Source organism: Bradyrhizobium forestalis, from assembly GCF_002795245.1.
Taxonomy (GTDB): Bacteria; Pseudomonadota; Alphaproteobacteria; order Rhizobiales; family Xanthobacteraceae; genus Bradyrhizobium; species Bradyrhizobium forestalis.
The window spans coordinates 24,091-38,417 of record NZ_PGVG01000025.1; the positions used below are offsets into that span (position 1 = coordinate 24,091).

Sequence of the window (14,327 nt, forward strand, 5' to 3'; positions counted from 1 at the left end):
CAAGCTCAGGGATGACCCATGGCCGGGGAAGATCGGCGCCTCGCAGGCGGCGCGACATTCATCGATTTCCAGACCGAACCGTCCCGCTACAAGCACTGGAAGCTCGCGGTTGACGGCGACGTCGCGACGCTGACCATGGACGTCGACGAGAATGGCGGCCTGTTCGAGGGCTACCTGCTCAAGCTCAACTCTTACGACCTCGGCGTCGACATCGAGCTTGCCGACGCGGTCCAGCGGCTGCGCTTCGAGCATCCCGAGGTGAAGGTCGTGCTGCTGCGCTCGGCCAAGAACCGCGTGTTCTGCGCCGGCGCCAACATCCGCATGCTGGCGGGCTCGACCCATGCCCACAAGGTGAACTTCTGCAAATTCACCAACGAGACCCGCAACGGCATGGAAGACTCTTCGGAGAATTCCGGCCAGCGCTTCATCACGGTGGTGAACGGCTCCGCCGCCGGCGGCGGCTATGAGCTGGCGCTCGCGACCGACCACATCATCCTCGCCGACGACGGTGCGTCCGCCGTCGCGCTGCCCGAGGTGCCGCTGCTCGCGGTGCTGCCCGGCACCGGCGGCCTCACCCGCGTCGTCGACAAGCGCAAGGTGCGCCGCGACCACGCCGACTTCTTCTGCACTATCGAGGAGGGCGTGAAGGGCAAGCGCGCGGTGCAGTGGCGCCTCGTCGACGAGATCGCGCCGAACTCGAAGTTAGAGGCCAAGATCACCGAGCGTGCCAAGGAGTTTGCGGCCGCCTCGACGCGCAAGGGCAGCGGCAAGGGCATCGCTCTGACGCCGCTCAAGCGCTTGATCGACGCCACCAGCATCCGTTACGGCTTCGTCACCGTCGACATCGACCGCGCGGCGCGCATCGCCACCATCTCGATCAAGGCGCCGGAGGCCGCGCCGCCCGCCGACATCGACGGCATGATGGCGCAAGGGGCCTCGTTCTGGCCGCTCCAGGTCGCGCGCGAGCTCGACGACGCCATCCTGCACCTGCGCATCAACGAGCTCGAGATCGCCATGCTGGTGTTCAAGAGCCACGGCGACCGCGCCCATGTGCTCACGTGCGATGCCTTCCTCGAAGCCAACAAGGCGCACTGGCTGGTCAACGAAATCAGGCATTACTGGAAGCGCGTGCTCAAGCGCATCGACGTCACCTCGCGCACGCTGGTGACGCTGGTCGAGCCGGGCTCCTGCTTTGCCGGCACGCTGGCCGAGCTCGTCTTCGCCGCCGACCGCTCCTACATGCTGATCGGCACGCGCCAGGGCGACAACCGTCCGCCGCCGTCGATCGAGCTGTCCGCCATGAATTTCGGTCCGTATCCGATGAGCCATGGGCTGACGCGGTTGCAAGCGCGCTTCCAGGCCGATCCGTCCGATGTGGAGCGCGCGGAAGCAACGCTTGGCACCAGCCTCGATGCCGAGCAGGCGGAAGAGCTCGGCCTCGTCACCTTCGCGCTCGACGACATCGATTGGGACGACGAGGTTCGCGTGTTCCTCGAGGAGCGCGCCAGCTTCTCGCCCGACAGCCTCACCGGCATGGAAGCGAGCCTCCGCTTCGTCGGTCCCGAGACGATGGAATCAAAGATCTTCGCGCGCCTCACCGCCTGGCAGAACTGGATCTTCCAGCGCCCCAACGCGGTCGGCGAGGAAGGCGCGCTGCGCCGCTACGGCAGCGGCCAGAAGCCGAAATTCGATATGACGCGGGTGTAACGACTTTAGCGTCCCGGGCGCGGCGCAGCGCGAAGCGGTGCGACGCAGAACCGGGACCCAGAAGGACCAGACATAGGTCCCGGCTCAGCAGTGCAGCACTTCGCGCCGCACTGCATCCGGGACACGAGACCGATCAAGGAGAAGCGGCCATGAACATGAACATCATGAACGTCGACTACTCGACCAAGATTCCCAACAACGTGAATCTCGCCGAGGACCGCCAGGTGCTGAAAGCGCTGGAAGGCTGGCATCCCGGCTACATGGACTGGTGGAGCGACATGGGGCCGGAAGGCTTCCAGGAATCGCTGGTCTATCTGCGCACCGCTTACTCGGTCGATCCGCGCGGCTGGGCCAAGTTCGATTACGTCCGCATGCCCGAATATCGCTGGGGCATCCTGCTGGCGCCGCAGGAAGAGAACCGCGTCGTGCCGTTCGGCGAGCATTATGGCGAGCCGGCCTGGCAGGAGGTCCCGGGCGAGCATCGCGCCATGCTGCGCCGCCTGATCGTGATCCAGGGCGACACCGAGCCGGCCTCGGTCGAGCAGCAGCGCCATCTCGGCAAGACCGCACCCTCGCTCTACGACATGCGCAATCTGTTCCAGGTCAACGTCGAGGAAGGCCGCCACCTCTGGGCGATGGTCTACCTGCTCCAGAAATATTTCGGTCGCGACGGACGCGAGGAGGCCGATGATCTCTTGCGCCGCCGCTCCGGCGATGCCGATGCGCCGCGCATGCTGGGCGCCTTCAACGAGGCGACGCCGGACTGGCTGTCCTTCTTCATGTTCACTTATTTCACCGACCGCGACGGCAAGATGCAGCTGCACTCACTGGCGCAGTCGGGCTTCGATCCGCTGTCGCGCACCTGCCGCTTCATGCTGACGGAAGAGGCGCATCACATGTTCGTCGGCGAGACCGGCATCACCCGCGTCGTGCAGCGCACCTGCGATGCGATGAAGGCGGCCGGCATCACTGATCCCACCGACATCGCGAAAGTCCGCTCCCTCGGCGTCATTGATCTTCCGACCATCCAGAAGAAGCTGAACCTGCACTATACGCTGTCGCTCGACCTGTTCGGCTCGGAAGTCTCGACCAACGCGGCCAACGCCTTCAACGCCGGCATCAAGGGCCGCTATCACGAGACCCAGATCGACGACGATCACCAGCTCAAGAACTCCACCTATCCGGTGCTCAAGCTGGTCAATGGCGAGATCAAGCTGGTCGACGAGCCGGCGCTGACCGCGCTCAACATGCGGCTGCGCGACGATTACAGCCAGGATTGCGTCAAGGGCATGCTGCGCTGGAACAAGGTGATCTCGACCGCGGGCTACGATTTCAAGCTGACGCTGCCCAACGTCGCTTTCCACCGCCACATCGGCGAGTTCAAGGACGTGCACGCGACGCCCGACGGCATCCTGATCGACGATGCGACCTGGGCGAAGCGACGGGACGAATGGCTGCCGTCGGCGAGCGACGGCGACTTCATCACCTCCCTGATGCAGCCCGTCACCGAAATCGGCCAGTTCGCCTCCTGGATCTCGCCGCCCAAGGTCGGCATCGACAACAAGCCCGGCGATTTCGAGTACGTGAAGATCGAGTCGTAGGCGTCAGGGGCGAACACTCTTGCCATTCGAAGACTGTCATCACCCGCGAAGGCGGGTGATCCAGTATTCCAGAGACGGTTATGATAGAGCCGAGAGGCCGCGGCGTACTGGATGCCCCGGTCAAGCCGGGGCATGACAGCGAGTGTGTGGTGAGGGTGGAGCGTAAGCAGCCCGCCCCCTACCCCGCGATCTCCAGCCCCGCATTGGCGTAGACCACGCCGCCATCCACCGCGATGGTGTTGCCGACCACGTAATCGCCCGCACGCGAGGCGAGATAGATCGCAACGCCAGCCATGTCCTCGTCCGTGCCGATCCGCCGCGCCGGAATGCGCTTTGCGACCTCGTCGGCGTGGTCGCGCGCGGCGCGGTTCATGTCGGACTTGAACGCGCCCGGCGCGATCGCGGTGACGTTGATGTTGTCCTTGATCAGCTTCGTCGCCATGCGCCGCGTCAGATGGATCACGGCGGCTTTGCTGGCGGCGTAGGAATAGGTCTCGCTCGGATTGACGAAGATGCCATCGACCGAGGCGATGTTGATGACCTTGGCGGGCCGCTCATGCGAAGCTGCCGCGCGCAGCGGTTTCGCCAGCGCCTTGGTCAGGAAGAACAGCGACTTGACGTTGAGGTCCATCACCTTGTCCCAGCCGCTCTCCGGGAATTCGTCGAATTCCGCGCCCCAGGCGGCACCGGCATTGTTGACGAGGATATCGAGCTTCGGCTCCAGCTTGATGATTTCGCCGGCGAGCTTGTTGCAGCCTTCGACGGTCGAGATGTCGATCGGCAGCGCGATGCATTCGCCGTCGTATTGCGCGGTGAGCTCCTGGGCCGTGGCCTCGCACGGTCCGGCCTTGCGCGCGGTGATGTAGACCTTTGCCGCGCCGGCGCTGAGAAATCCCGCCGCGATCATCTTGCCGATGCCGCGCGAGCCGCCGGTCACCAGCGCGACACGGCCTTTGAGCGAGAACAGATCGTTGAACATGGTACCTCCCTTGGTTGGCGCTGGTTGTGAGCGGGGCGGCGAGGGGAGTCAAGGAAGGCTGCGCGCCGGGTGCATCGGTCGTTCAACCAGCTCGGTGTCGTCCCGGACAAGCGCAAGCGCAGATCCGGGCCCCATAGCCACAGGGAGACGTTTGGCGAAGATTGGTCGTTCGGGATTGGCAGCGCATACGAACGATAAATTCCGCGGTATGGGTCCCGGATCGGTGCGCGCGCTTAGGGCGCGCTTGTCCGGGACGACAGCGGAGCTTGGAGCGGCTACGCCGCCGCGATCCGGCGAAAACCGTTCCACATCGCGGTCGCGGCGCCCGAGGTCAGCACCGGCAGGATCCGCGTGTCCTGGTAGTTGCCATTGAGCGAGACGCGGGGCAGCGCGGTCATGTGGCCGGCATTCTCCGCGAACAGCATGCCGGGCCGTGTCGTCACCGCGGTCTTGAAGCCGGCGGAAGCGGCAAGGGCGAATTCGCGCATCCCCGCGGCCTCGCGGTCGCCATAGGGGTAGGCAAGATGCAACACAGGGCGCTCCAGCGCCTGCTCGATCCGCGCGCGGCTCACGGCCATCTCCTGCGCGGCGATGTCTTCCGCCTGCTTGGCGAGGTTGCAATGGCTGACGCTATGCGCGCCGATCGTGACCAGCGGATCGGCGGCAAATGTCTTCACCTCGGCCCAGGACAGGCACAGGCTGCGGCACAGCGCTTCCATGTCGACGTCGTACGCCGTGCACAGCGCCCCGATCTCACGCGCCAGGTCGTGCTCGCCCGGCAGCGCGCGCAGCCAGTCGTGCAGACGGTCGAACGCCGCCTGCTTCGCCGCAGTCGTCGTCGCATCGAGCCGCAGCGCGGAATTGCCGATTCTGACGTCGATCTGCTCGGCTTTGGCGATCACGGCCTCCAGCGCCGTCCACCACAATCGTCCGGTGCCCTCGGCAAAATCGCTCGCGACATAGACCGCCAGCGGCGCGTCAAATTCGCGCAGCACCGGCAGTGCGTAGTCCAGATTGTCGCGATAGCCGTCATCGAGGGTGAAGGCGGCGAAGCGGCGGTCGAACCGGCCCTGCACCAGCCGCTCGTGCAGCTCGTCCATGCTGACGATGTCGATGTCGCGCGAGCGCAAATGGCACAGCGTCGCGCGCAGGAATTCGGGGGTGACTTCGAGATGCCGGTTCGGCTGGAATGCGGCATCACGGGCCGGCCGCACGTGGTGCAGCATGAAAATGGCGCCGACGCCCGACAAAAGCGGGCGTAACAGGTGGTGCGCGCCGCTGAAATAGAGTGCTCCCAGCCCGGCGCGGATGACGTTGTTACGCAGTTGTTTCATGACCGGCTGGGGGACTCTGGCATTCCGCCTTCAACTTACGGAAGAACCCTTGAAGAAAGAGTTATTCCGATTGTCCGACCCGGGCCTTCGGAACGGCACCATTTCCGGTTTGACAGCCTGCCAAGGGTTTGTTTTGTCTCCGTTTCCAGAGTTCGGGTCGTCGAATGCAGAAGCTTTTCAGGTGGGCCAGCAAATGGTGGCCGGGGCTGATCCCCCTGGCCGTCATGTGGGGATTTGCGGCTTGGAATAATACCTTACCGGTCGAGGCCGATCTGTCGGCCCGCAGCTCGGCTGCGTTGAAGGATACTGTTCTGGACAAGACCCGCATCGCGGTTGATGGCCGCGACGTCAGCCTGGCCGCGGACGCCTTCTCCGGGGAGGGGCGCCGCGACGCCGTTATGGCGGTCGAAACCGTCCCCGGCGTGCGGCTGGTCGACGACCGGACGCGGCTTGTTCCTGAGGCCAAGCCCTTCGTCTGGAACGCCGAGCGCGATGTGGTGCGGGTGACGCTGTCAGGCTCCGCGCCCTTGCCGTCGATGAAGGCCCGGCTGACCGAGGCCGCCCGCAAGGAGGTCGGCGGCGTCGAGGTGGCCGACCAGATGGGGCTGGCCCGCGGCGCGCCGCCTCGGTTCGAGGCCGCAGCGATGCTGTTGCTGGATCAGATCGGCAAGCTGAAGGACGGCAAGATCACGATAACGGACACCAAGGTCAATCTGTCGGGCATGGCGCGCGAGCTCGGCGGCCGTGAGGCCATTGCGGCGGCGTTGAAGAACTTGCCGGAGGGCTTTTCGATTGCCGCCAACGAGATCAAGGCGCCGCCCTATATCTTCCAGGCCTACAAGGATCCGGTGGCGGCGACGGTGACGCTGACCGGCTATGTTCCCGACAACAACGTCCACGCGGCGATCGCGACCAGCGCTTCGCGAAAGTTCTTCACCGAAAAGGTCGTCGACAATCTCAAGGCCAGCATCGGCGCGCCCGGCTCCTTCAGCACGGCGGTGGTCGCAGCGCTCGGCGCGCTGTCGCGGCTGTCGACCGGCACGCTCGTCGTCTCCGACCGCGAGGTGAAGCTGTCGGGGGATGCGCTCTACGAAGGAGCCGCCAACGACATCCGCGCAGGCCTCGGCAAGGACTTCCCGAAGAACTGGCAGTACAAGCCGGAAATCACCGTGAAGCCAGCGGCAGGCCCGGTCGACGGCACCGTGTGCCAGCAATTGTTCTCGGAGCTCCTGACCAAGGGCAAGATCCGCTTCGCGGCCAAGCGCGCGGACATTGATCCTGATTCGGCCGGCATCCTCGATCGTCTCATCGAGACGGCGCTGCGCTGCCCCACCACCAATATCGAGGTGGCCGGACATACCGACGCCGACGGCGAGGATTCCTTCAACCAGGCTCTCTCGGAAAAGCGCGCGCAGGCGGTGATCGACTACCTGGTCAAGGCGGGCCTACCCGCCAGCCGTTTCACCGCGGTCGGCCATGGCAGCACGCAGCCCGTCGCCGGCAACGACCCCGATGAAGGCAAGGCGCAGAACCGCCGCATCGAATTTCTGGTGAGGTGACGATGCCCTATCTCGTCTCGTTCCATCTGGGCTGGCTGATCGGCTCGCTGCTGCTGGGCTTTTGCATGGGCTGGATCTCGGTGGTCCAGCGCGGCAACGGCACCTCGAAGGTCACCGCGCGGTGGCTCGCCGCGCTTGCCGCGGGTCTGGTTGCCGCGTCGCTCACCCATGTGGTCCCCGGCCGTTTCGGCTATTGGCTCGACCTCGGCCTGATCATGTTCGCGTGCTATCTCGTCGGCTGCCCCGTCGGCGCCTGGTTGCGCGACCGGGTGGTCTCGCGCACCGCGCCGCCAGCCGCTGTGTGATGTTGCCGTGCACCCTCACTCATTGGACGGGTGCGCGTCCGCCGCGGCCCTTCGGCGCATCAGAAACCCGTGACCGGCCGCTTCGGTCACCCCTCTTTCAACAGGCAGGCGTGCCCCATAGATTGACGTCGGCTTAAGTCGTGACGGAACATTGTGCCGTCGAAATCATCAAAACTTCATGGCGTCTGCGCAGGATTGCCCTGAAGATTCGCGTCAAGCCTTGCCGCCGAAAGCGCCAAACCGTGCATCAGGAGCCGTAACCCTGCCTAAAATATTGAAGGCACGTGTTTTTGTTCGAATTGGCGAATTCCACTTCGCCCGAAAACGCGCTACTGGAGGGGCAGGGGGCATGCGCGATGCCGGAGCCGGCGGTGAGGGGCCGCCGCGTGCCTGTGCGTCGTTCGCCTGTTCGCCGGCCGTCCTGGCCGCTGAAGCGTTGTTCGAGGTCTAGATGCTGGAAGCCATACGCAGGGCGATGACGTTTCTGCGCCAGAAGCAAATCCTGCATAAGCTTGGAGTTGTGATCAGCATCGCGGTCATCGGCATCGCTTGCTATGTGCTCTACCACATGCTGCGCGGCATCGATTTCAACGAGGTCCTCGAAGCGATCAAGAGCACCGAGCCGAGCCAGATTGCGATGGCGGCGCTGTTCGTCGCCGCCGGCTATTTCACCCTGACCTTCTACGACCTCTTTGCCACGCGCGCGATCGGTCATGCCCATGTGCCCTATCGCATCAACGCGCTCGCGGCCTTCACCAGCTATTCGATCGGCCACAATGTCGGCGCGTCCGTCTTCACCGGCGGCGCGGTGCGCTACCGCATCTATTCGGCCTATGGGCTGAACGCGATCGACGTCGCAAAGATCTGCTTCCTCGCGGGCCTGACCTTCTGGCTGGGCAACGCCGCCGTGCTCGGCCTTGGCATCTCCTACCATCCGGAGGCCGCGGCCTCGATCGACCAGCTGCCGCCCTGGCTGAACCGGACGCTGGCGCTGATGATCATCATGGCGCTGGTCGGCTACGTGGTCTGGGTCTGGACCCAGCCGCGGGTGGTCGGCCGCGGCCCCTGGACCGTGGTGCTGCCGGGCGGGCCGCTGACACTGCTCCAGATCGCGATCGGGATCGTCGACCTCGGCTTCTGCGCCCTGGCAATGTACGTGCTAGTCCCGGACGAGCCCAATCTCGGCTTCGTCGTGGTTGCAGTGATCTTCGTCTCGGCGACCCTGCTCGGCTTCGCCAGCCATTCGCCCGGGGGGCTAGGGGTGTTCGACGCCGCCATGCTGGTCGGCCTCTGGCAGATGGATCGGGAGGAGCTTCTGGGCGGCATGCTTCTGTTCCGCGTCCTCTATTATCTGTCTCCCTTCGTCCTATCTGTAATCTTGCTGACGTTTCGAGAAGTTATCATCGGCGCCCGATCGAAGCGCTTGCAGCAGGCGGCGCTCAAGCTGGATCCCGGCCCGGCGCCTGAAGCCGCCTATGTGAGAGAGCGCAGCGACAGCGGCACCTGACCGGTGCCAGGCCTTAAGACGAGGCCGTTAGGACAAGTCCTCCAGGAGAAGCCCGCCCCGATGGCGATCGACGCCCCATCTTCTCCCTCCGCCCAGCCCTGGTCCGACCGGCTGCGGCACTCGACCGTCATCCTGATCGCCGCGGCGCTGGCGCTGTCCGTCGTGGTCTCGCTCGGCGAATTGTCGGCACTGCACGCCGCAATCGTGTTCCTCTGCATCGCGGCGGCTGCCCTGATCCCGTGGCGGCTGCACGATCCCGCCGCCTCCCGTGACGATGTCAGGCGCATCAACCCGGTCGAGAGCGCGGCGGTGGCCGCGGTGGTCGCCGGCATGCCGGATCCGGCGGTGCTGCTCGACCGCGCCGGCCGCGTCATCCACCTCAACGCCGCGGCCGCCCAGCTCGCGCCGGCGCTGCGCAGGAACGAGCTCGCCCAGTTCGCGCTGCGCTCGCCGGAGATCATCACCGCGCTGCGCGAGGCGATCGCGACCACCGAGCCGCGGCGCGCGACCTATCTCGACCATGTTCCGGTCGATCGTTGGATGGAGCTCATGATCACGCCGGTGCCGGTGCCGACCAGCTTCGGCGGCGCCGACAAGTGCATGCTGATGACCTTCCACGACCAGACGCCGCTGCGCCGGGTCGAGGAAATGCGCGCCGACTTCGTCGCCAATGCCAGCCACGAGCTGCGTACCCCGCTGGCCGCGTTGTCGGGCTTCATCGACACGCTCCAGGGCCAGGCCAAGGACGATCCCAAGGCGCGCGAGCGCTTCCTCGGCATCATGCACAACCAGGCTACCCGCATGGCGCGCCTGATCGATGATCTCTTGTCGCTGTCGCGGGTCGAGCTGTCGGCCCATGTCCGGCCCGACACCCTGGTCGATCTCGTGCCGATCATCCGCCAGGTTGCCGACGGGCTGGAGCCCTTGGCGCGCGAACGCCAGGTCGAGGTCGAGATCCATCTGCCGGAACCGCCGGTGATGATCGCGGGGGACCGCGAGGAGCTGCTCCGCCTGTTCGAGAACCTGATCGAGAACGCGCTCAAATACGGCGCTTCGGGCGGACGCGTCATCGTGTCGCTGACATCAAGCGCCGGCACTGATGGAACTCAGGAAATCCGGGTCATGGTCCGCGATTTCGGTCCGGGCATCGCGCCCGAGCACCTGCCGCGGCTGACCGAGCGCTTCTACCGGGTGGACGTCGGCGACAGCCGCTCGCAAGGCGGCACCGGGCTCGGATTATCGCTGGTGAAACATATTCTTAACCGCCATCGCGGCCGGCTTCTGATCGAAAGCGTGCCCCGGCAGGGCGCCACTTTCACGGCCTGTTTTCCCCAGACCAAGACTCCGGTATAGGCCTGAAACTCAAGCGATTTCAATCGCTTGAGGGTGTCATCCAGCTGTCACGAAACCTTCGTAAAAGCACAGCCGACCGCTCCTAAAGGGGCGGCGCGGGGAGCGCGATCGGGCGCGGATGGCGCTTCGCTCCCCTGTATGGAGACCAGCATGAATTTCCTCAAAACTATGGTCGCTGCTGGCTTGGTCGCCGCATCGACGACGGCAGCCTTTGCGGCCGACATCACGGGTGCCGGCGCGACGTTCCCGTTCCCGATCTATTCGAAGTGGGCTGACGCCTACAAGAAAGAGACCGGCAACGGTCTGAACTACCAGTCGATCGGCTCCGGCGGCGGCATCAAGCAGATCCAGGCCAAGACCGTGACCTTCGGCGCCAGCGACGCGCCGCTCAAGGCCGAGCAGCTCGAGAAGGACGGCCTCGTCCAATGGCCGATGGTGATGGGCGCCATCGTCCCCGTCGTCAACATCGAGGGCGTGAAGCCCGGCGAGATGGTGTTCGATGGCGAGACCCTGGCCAACGTCTATCTCGGCAAGATCACCAAGTGGGACGATGCCGCGATCAAGAAGCTTAATCCGAACGTGAAGCTGCCGTCGGAGGCGATCACCGTGGTCCGTCGCTCGGACGGTTCGGGCACCACCTTCAACTTCACCAACTACCTCTCCAAGGCCAGCGCGGATTGGAAGAGCAAGGTCGGCGAGGGCACCGCGGTCGAGTGGCCGGTCGGCGTCGGCGCCAAGGGCAACGAAGGCGTGTCGGGCAACATCAGCCAGACCAAGAACTCGATCGGCTATGTCGAGTACGCTTATGCCAAGCAGAACAAGCTGACCTACACCGGTCTCGTCAACAAGGCCGGCAAGCCGGTGCAGCCGACCGTCGAAGCCTTCCAGGCGGCCGCCTCCAACGCCGACTGGGCCAAGGCGCCCGGCTACTATGTCATCCTGACCGACCAGCCCGGCGACAAGTCCTGGCCGATCACCGCGGCGACCTTCATCCTCATGCACAAGTCCGCCACCGACAAGGCGGCCTCGCAGGAAGCCATCAAGTTCTTCCGCTGGGCCTTCAAGAGCGGCGGCAAGGCGGCCGAGGAGCTCGACTACATCCCGATGCCGGACAGCGTCGTCCAGCTGATCGAGAAGACCTGGGCTGCCGAGATCAAGAGCTAAGCTCTCTGCTCTCGTGTCCCGGACGCGGCGCAGCACGCAGGTGCTGCTCCGCAGAGCCGGGACCCACGACCAGGCTCCGGATCGGCATTGCGCCGCATCCGGAGCGCAAGACCGGCAACAAGCGTATATAAAACGGGTACAGGGGATCGGCGTGGCAGAGATGGCCGTTCAGAGCGATGTAGTCGACGACGCCGGACCGTATGACCGCGCCAAGGCCTTGAGCGCGTTCAAGCTCGGCGATGTCACCTTCTACTGGATCACGCGGCTGTCCGCGATCTCGGTGCTGCTGATCCTCGGCGGCATCATCATCTCGCTGATCGTCGGTGCGTTTCCGGCGATGAAGGAGTACGGCCTCTCCTTCCTGTGGACGCAGCGCTGGGCGCCATCGGCCGATCCGCCGGTGCTCGGCGCGCTCGGGCCGATGTACGGCACGCTCGTCACCTCCTTCATTGCGATGCTGATCGCCATTCCCGTCGGTCTCGGTATCGCGATCTTCCTCACCGAGCTCTGCCCGCAATGGCTGCGCCGCCCGATCGGCATGGCGGTCGAGCTGCTCGCCGGCATTCCCTCGATCATTTACGGCATGTGGGGCTTCTTCGTGCTGGGCCCGTTCCTGGCCAACACCTTCCAGCCCTTCATGATCAGGGTCTTCGACGGCGTTCCCGTGCTGGGGGCGATCTTCGCGGGTCCCCCGTCCTATCTCAGCCTGTTCAACGCCGCGCTGATCCTCGCCATCATGGTGCTGCCCTTCATCACCTCGATCTCGGTCGACGTGTTCAAGACGGTGCCGCCGGTCTTGAAGGAAGCCGCCTACGGCGTCGGCTGCACCACCTGGGAAGTCGTCCGCAGCGTGGTGATCCCCTACACCCGCGTCGGCATCATCGGCGGTGTCATGCTGGCGCTGGGCCGCGCCCTCGGCGAGACCATGGCGGTGACCTTCATCATCGGCAACTCGTTCCGGATATCCTCGTCGATCTTCGCCCCGGGCACCACGATCTCGGCGGCGATCGCATCCGAGTTCGCCGAGAGCGACGGCCTGCATCAGTCCGGCCTGATCCTGCTCGGCCTGCTGCTGTTCGTGCTGACGTTCTTCGTGCTCGCGGCCGCGCGGCTGATGCTGCTGCGCCTGGAACAGAAGGCGGGGAAGTGACATGAACCCGATTTACGCACGCCGCCGCCGCAAGGACATCGTCATCCGCGGGCTCTGCATTGGCGCCGCCGCCTTTGGCGTCACCTGGCTCGCGCTGATCCTGATGACTCTGCTCTACAACGGCCTGTCCGGCCTGAACCTCCAGGTCTTCACCGAGAACACGCCGCCGCCGGGCTCGACCGAGGGCGGCCTGCTCAACGCCATCGTCGGCTCGCTGATCATGACCGTGCTCGGCGTCGGCATCGGCGCGCCGCTCGGCCTGTTCGCCGGCACCTATCTCGCCGAGTACGGTCGCAACGACAAGCTGACCTCGGTGATCCGTTTCATCAACGACATCCTCTTGTCGGCGCCCTCGATCATCATCGGCCTGTTCATCTACGGCGCGGTGGTGGTGCCGATGCGCGGCTTCTCGGCGATCGCAGGCAGCCTCGCGCTCGCCGTCATCGTGATCCCGGTCGTGGTGCGCACCACGGAAGACATGCTGCTGCTGGTGCCGAACCCGCTGCGCGAAGCCGCCAGCGCACTGGGCTTGCCGCGCTCGCTGGTGATCAAGCGGATCGCCTATCGCGCCGCGCGCTCCGGCCTCATCACCGGCGTGCTGCTCGCCACGGCCCGCGTCGCCGGCGAGACCGCGCCGCTGCTGTTCACGGCGCTGTCGAACCAGTTCTTCAGCCTGAGCCTGAACAAGACGATGGCCAACCTGCCGGTCACCATCAACAACTTCGTGCAGAGCCCCTACGCCTACTGGAAGCAACTCGCCTGGAGCGGCGCGCTGCTGATCACCCTGACCGTGCTTGCCCTGAACATTGGCGCGCGCATCATTGGCGCCGAGAGGACTGCAAAATGAGTGAGATGTCTGTTTCCGTCAGCGCGCCGACCGTTCATCCCGGCTCGCAGCCGCTGCCCGAGGCGCCCGCCAAGGTCATCGCGCGCAACCTGAATTTCTATTACGGTGAGCACCACGCACTGAAGAACATCAATCTGGCGCTCGGCACCAATCGGGTCACGGCCTTCATCGGCCCGTCGGGTTGCGGCAAGTCGACCCTGCTGCGCATCTTCAACCGGATGTACGATCTCTATCCGGGCCAGCGCGCCACCGGCCAGCTGCTGCTCGATCACACCAACATTCTCGACCCCAAGCTCGATCTCAATCTGTTGCGGGCGCGGGTCGGCATGGTGTTCCAGAAGCCGACGCCGTTCCCGATGACGATCTACGAGAACATCGCCTTCGGCATTCGTCTGTATGAGAAGATCTCGAAGTCGGAGATGGATGACCGCGTCGAGAAGGCGCTGCGCGGCGGCGCGCTGTGGAACGAGGTCAAGGACAAGCTCAATGCCTCCGGCCTGTCGCTCTCCGGCGGCCAGCAGCAGCGCCTCTGCATCGCCCGCACCGTTGCGGTGCGGCCCGAGGTGATCCTGTTCGACGAGCCCTGCTCGGCGCTCGATCCGATCTCGACCGCCAAGGTCGAGGAGCTGATCCAGGAATTGTCCGAGAACTACACGATCGCGATCGTCACCCACAACATGCAGCAGGCGGCGCGCGTCTCCGACAAGACCGCCTTCATGTATCTCGGCGAGCTGATCGAGTTCGACGATACCAGCAAGATCTTCACGTCGCCGAGCGACCGGCGCACGCAGGATTACATCACCGGCCGGTTCGGCTGAGGA

The 14,327-nt window shown here is 65.1% G+C and carries 12 protein-coding genes; 10 read left to right on the forward strand and 2 right to left on the reverse strand.

Going from position 1 to position 14,327, the window contains the following annotated elements:
• The first annotated feature begins 18 nt into the window (after positions 1 to 18).
• Both boxC and boxB read left to right on the forward strand, forming a co-directional pair.
• The gene (boxC, locus tag CVM73_RS25755) at positions 19 to 1,707 is read left to right on the forward strand and encodes a 2,3-epoxybenzoyl-CoA dihydrolase (protein WP_100234643.1); all 1,689 of its coding nucleotides are present in this window, start codon (positions 19 to 21) and stop codon (positions 1,705 to 1,707) included.
• A 149-nt stretch (positions 1,708 to 1,856) separates the two neighbouring features.
• On the forward strand, positions 1,857 to 3,308 hold the full coding sequence (gene boxB, locus CVM73_RS25760) for a benzoyl-CoA 2,3-epoxidase subunit BoxB (RefSeq protein ID WP_100234644.1): 1,452 nt from the start codon (positions 1,857 to 1,859) through the stop codon (positions 3,306 to 3,308).
• Between the two features lie 178 nt (positions 3,309 to 3,486).
• Here boxB and CVM73_RS25765 read toward each other — a convergent pair whose 3' ends face one another.
• Positions 3,487 to 4,287, reverse strand: coding sequence for an SDR family oxidoreductase (locus CVM73_RS25765; RefSeq protein ID WP_100234645.1), 801 nt, complete (start codon positions 4,285 to 4,287; stop codon positions 3,487 to 3,489).
• A 275-nt stretch (positions 4,288 to 4,562) separates the two neighbouring features.
• Positions 4,563 to 5,621: a polysaccharide deacetylase family protein gene (locus CVM73_RS25770; protein ID WP_100234646.1), complete on the reverse strand. Its 1,059-nt coding sequence runs from the start codon at positions 5,619 to 5,621 to the stop codon at positions 4,563 to 4,565.
• A gap of 164 nt (positions 5,622 to 5,785) precedes the next feature.
• Here CVM73_RS25770 and CVM73_RS25775 point away from each other — a divergent pair, with 164 nt between their 5' ends.
• From CVM73_RS25775 to pstB, 8 genes are all read left to right on the forward strand, one after another.
• Positions 5,786 to 7,180, forward strand: coding sequence for an OmpA family protein (locus CVM73_RS25775; RefSeq protein WP_100234647.1), 1,395 nt, complete (start codon positions 5,786 to 5,788; stop codon positions 7,178 to 7,180).
• A gap of 2 nt (positions 7,181 to 7,182) precedes the next feature.
• Positions 7,183 to 7,485 carry a hypothetical protein gene (locus CVM73_RS25780; protein ID WP_167407053.1) on the forward strand — a complete coding sequence of 101 codons (303 nt, stop codon included), beginning with the start codon at positions 7,183 to 7,185 and terminating at the stop codon, positions 7,483 to 7,485.
• A gap of 451 nt (positions 7,486 to 7,936) precedes the next feature.
• Positions 7,937 to 8,992, forward strand: a complete 1,056-nt coding sequence (locus CVM73_RS25785) for a lysylphosphatidylglycerol synthase domain-containing protein (RefSeq protein ID WP_100234649.1) — start codon at positions 7,937 to 7,939, stop codon at positions 8,990 to 8,992.
• Between the two features lie 60 nt (positions 8,993 to 9,052).
• Positions 9,053 to 10,345 carry an ATP-binding protein gene (locus tag CVM73_RS25790; RefSeq protein WP_100234650.1) on the forward strand — a complete coding sequence of 431 codons (1,293 nt, stop codon included), beginning with the start codon at positions 9,053 to 9,055 and terminating at the stop codon, positions 10,343 to 10,345.
• Positions 10,346 to 10,495: 150 nt separating this feature from the next.
• Complete coding sequence (gene pstS, locus CVM73_RS25795) at positions 10,496 to 11,509, forward strand: phosphate ABC transporter substrate-binding protein PstS (RefSeq protein WP_100234707.1); 1,014 nt, start codon at positions 10,496 to 10,498, stop codon at positions 11,507 to 11,509.
• Positions 11,510 to 11,669: 160 nt separating this feature from the next.
• Entirely contained in the window at positions 11,670 to 12,659 is a 990-nt protein-coding gene (pstC, locus tag CVM73_RS25800) for a phosphate ABC transporter permease subunit PstC (protein ID WP_167407065.1), read from the forward strand.
• Between the two features lies 1 nt (position 12,660).
• Positions 12,661 to 13,506 (forward strand): phosphate ABC transporter permease PstA, encoded by an 846-nt coding sequence (gene pstA / locus CVM73_RS25805; RefSeq protein ID WP_100234652.1) that lies wholly within the window; start codon positions 12,661 to 12,663, stop codon positions 13,504 to 13,506.
• The gene (pstB, locus tag CVM73_RS25810) at positions 13,503 to 14,324 is read left to right on the forward strand and encodes a phosphate ABC transporter ATP-binding protein PstB (RefSeq protein ID WP_100234653.1); all 822 of its coding nucleotides are present in this window, start codon (positions 13,503 to 13,505) and stop codon (positions 14,322 to 14,324) included. The genes pstA and pstB overlap by 4 nt, the downstream gene beginning before the upstream one ends.
• The last annotated feature ends 3 nt before the right edge of the window (positions 14,325 to 14,327 follow it).

Excerpts from the sequence above, each read along its gene's own strand:
- boxC (WP_100234643.1), top strand. The coding sequence starts at position 19 with ATGGCCGGGGAAGATCGGCGCCTCGCAGGCGGCGCGACATTCATCGAT.
- boxB (WP_100234644.1), top strand. The coding sequence starts at position 1,857 with ATGAACATGAACATCATGAACGTCGACTACTCGACCAAGATTCCCAAC.
- CVM73_RS25765 (WP_100234645.1), bottom strand. The coding sequence starts at position 4,287 with ATGTTCAACGATCTGTTCTCGCTCAAAGGCCGTGTCGCGCTGGTGACC.
- CVM73_RS25770 (WP_100234646.1), bottom strand. The coding sequence starts at position 5,621 with ATGAAACAACTGCGTAACAACGTCATCCGCGCCGGGCTGGGAGCACTC.
- CVM73_RS25775 (WP_100234647.1), top strand. The coding sequence starts at position 5,786 with ATGCAGAAGCTTTTCAGGTGGGCCAGCAAATGGTGGCCGGGGCTGATC.
- CVM73_RS25780 (WP_167407053.1), top strand. The coding sequence starts at position 7,183 with ATGCCCTATCTCGTCTCGTTCCATCTGGGCTGGCTGATCGGCTCGCTG.
- CVM73_RS25785 (WP_100234649.1), top strand. The coding sequence starts at position 7,937 with ATGCTGGAAGCCATACGCAGGGCGATGACGTTTCTGCGCCAGAAGCAA.
- CVM73_RS25790 (WP_100234650.1), top strand. The coding sequence starts at position 9,053 with ATGGCGATCGACGCCCCATCTTCTCCCTCCGCCCAGCCCTGGTCCGAC.
- pstS (WP_100234707.1), top strand. The coding sequence starts at position 10,496 with ATGAATTTCCTCAAAACTATGGTCGCTGCTGGCTTGGTCGCCGCATCG.
- pstC (WP_167407065.1), top strand. The coding sequence starts at position 11,670 with ATGGCCGTTCAGAGCGATGTAGTCGACGACGCCGGACCGTATGACCGC.
- pstA (WP_100234652.1), top strand. The coding sequence starts at position 12,661 with ATGAACCCGATTTACGCACGCCGCCGCCGCAAGGACATCGTCATCCGC.
- pstB (WP_100234653.1), top strand. The coding sequence starts at position 13,503 with ATGAGTGAGATGTCTGTTTCCGTCAGCGCGCCGACCGTTCATCCCGGC.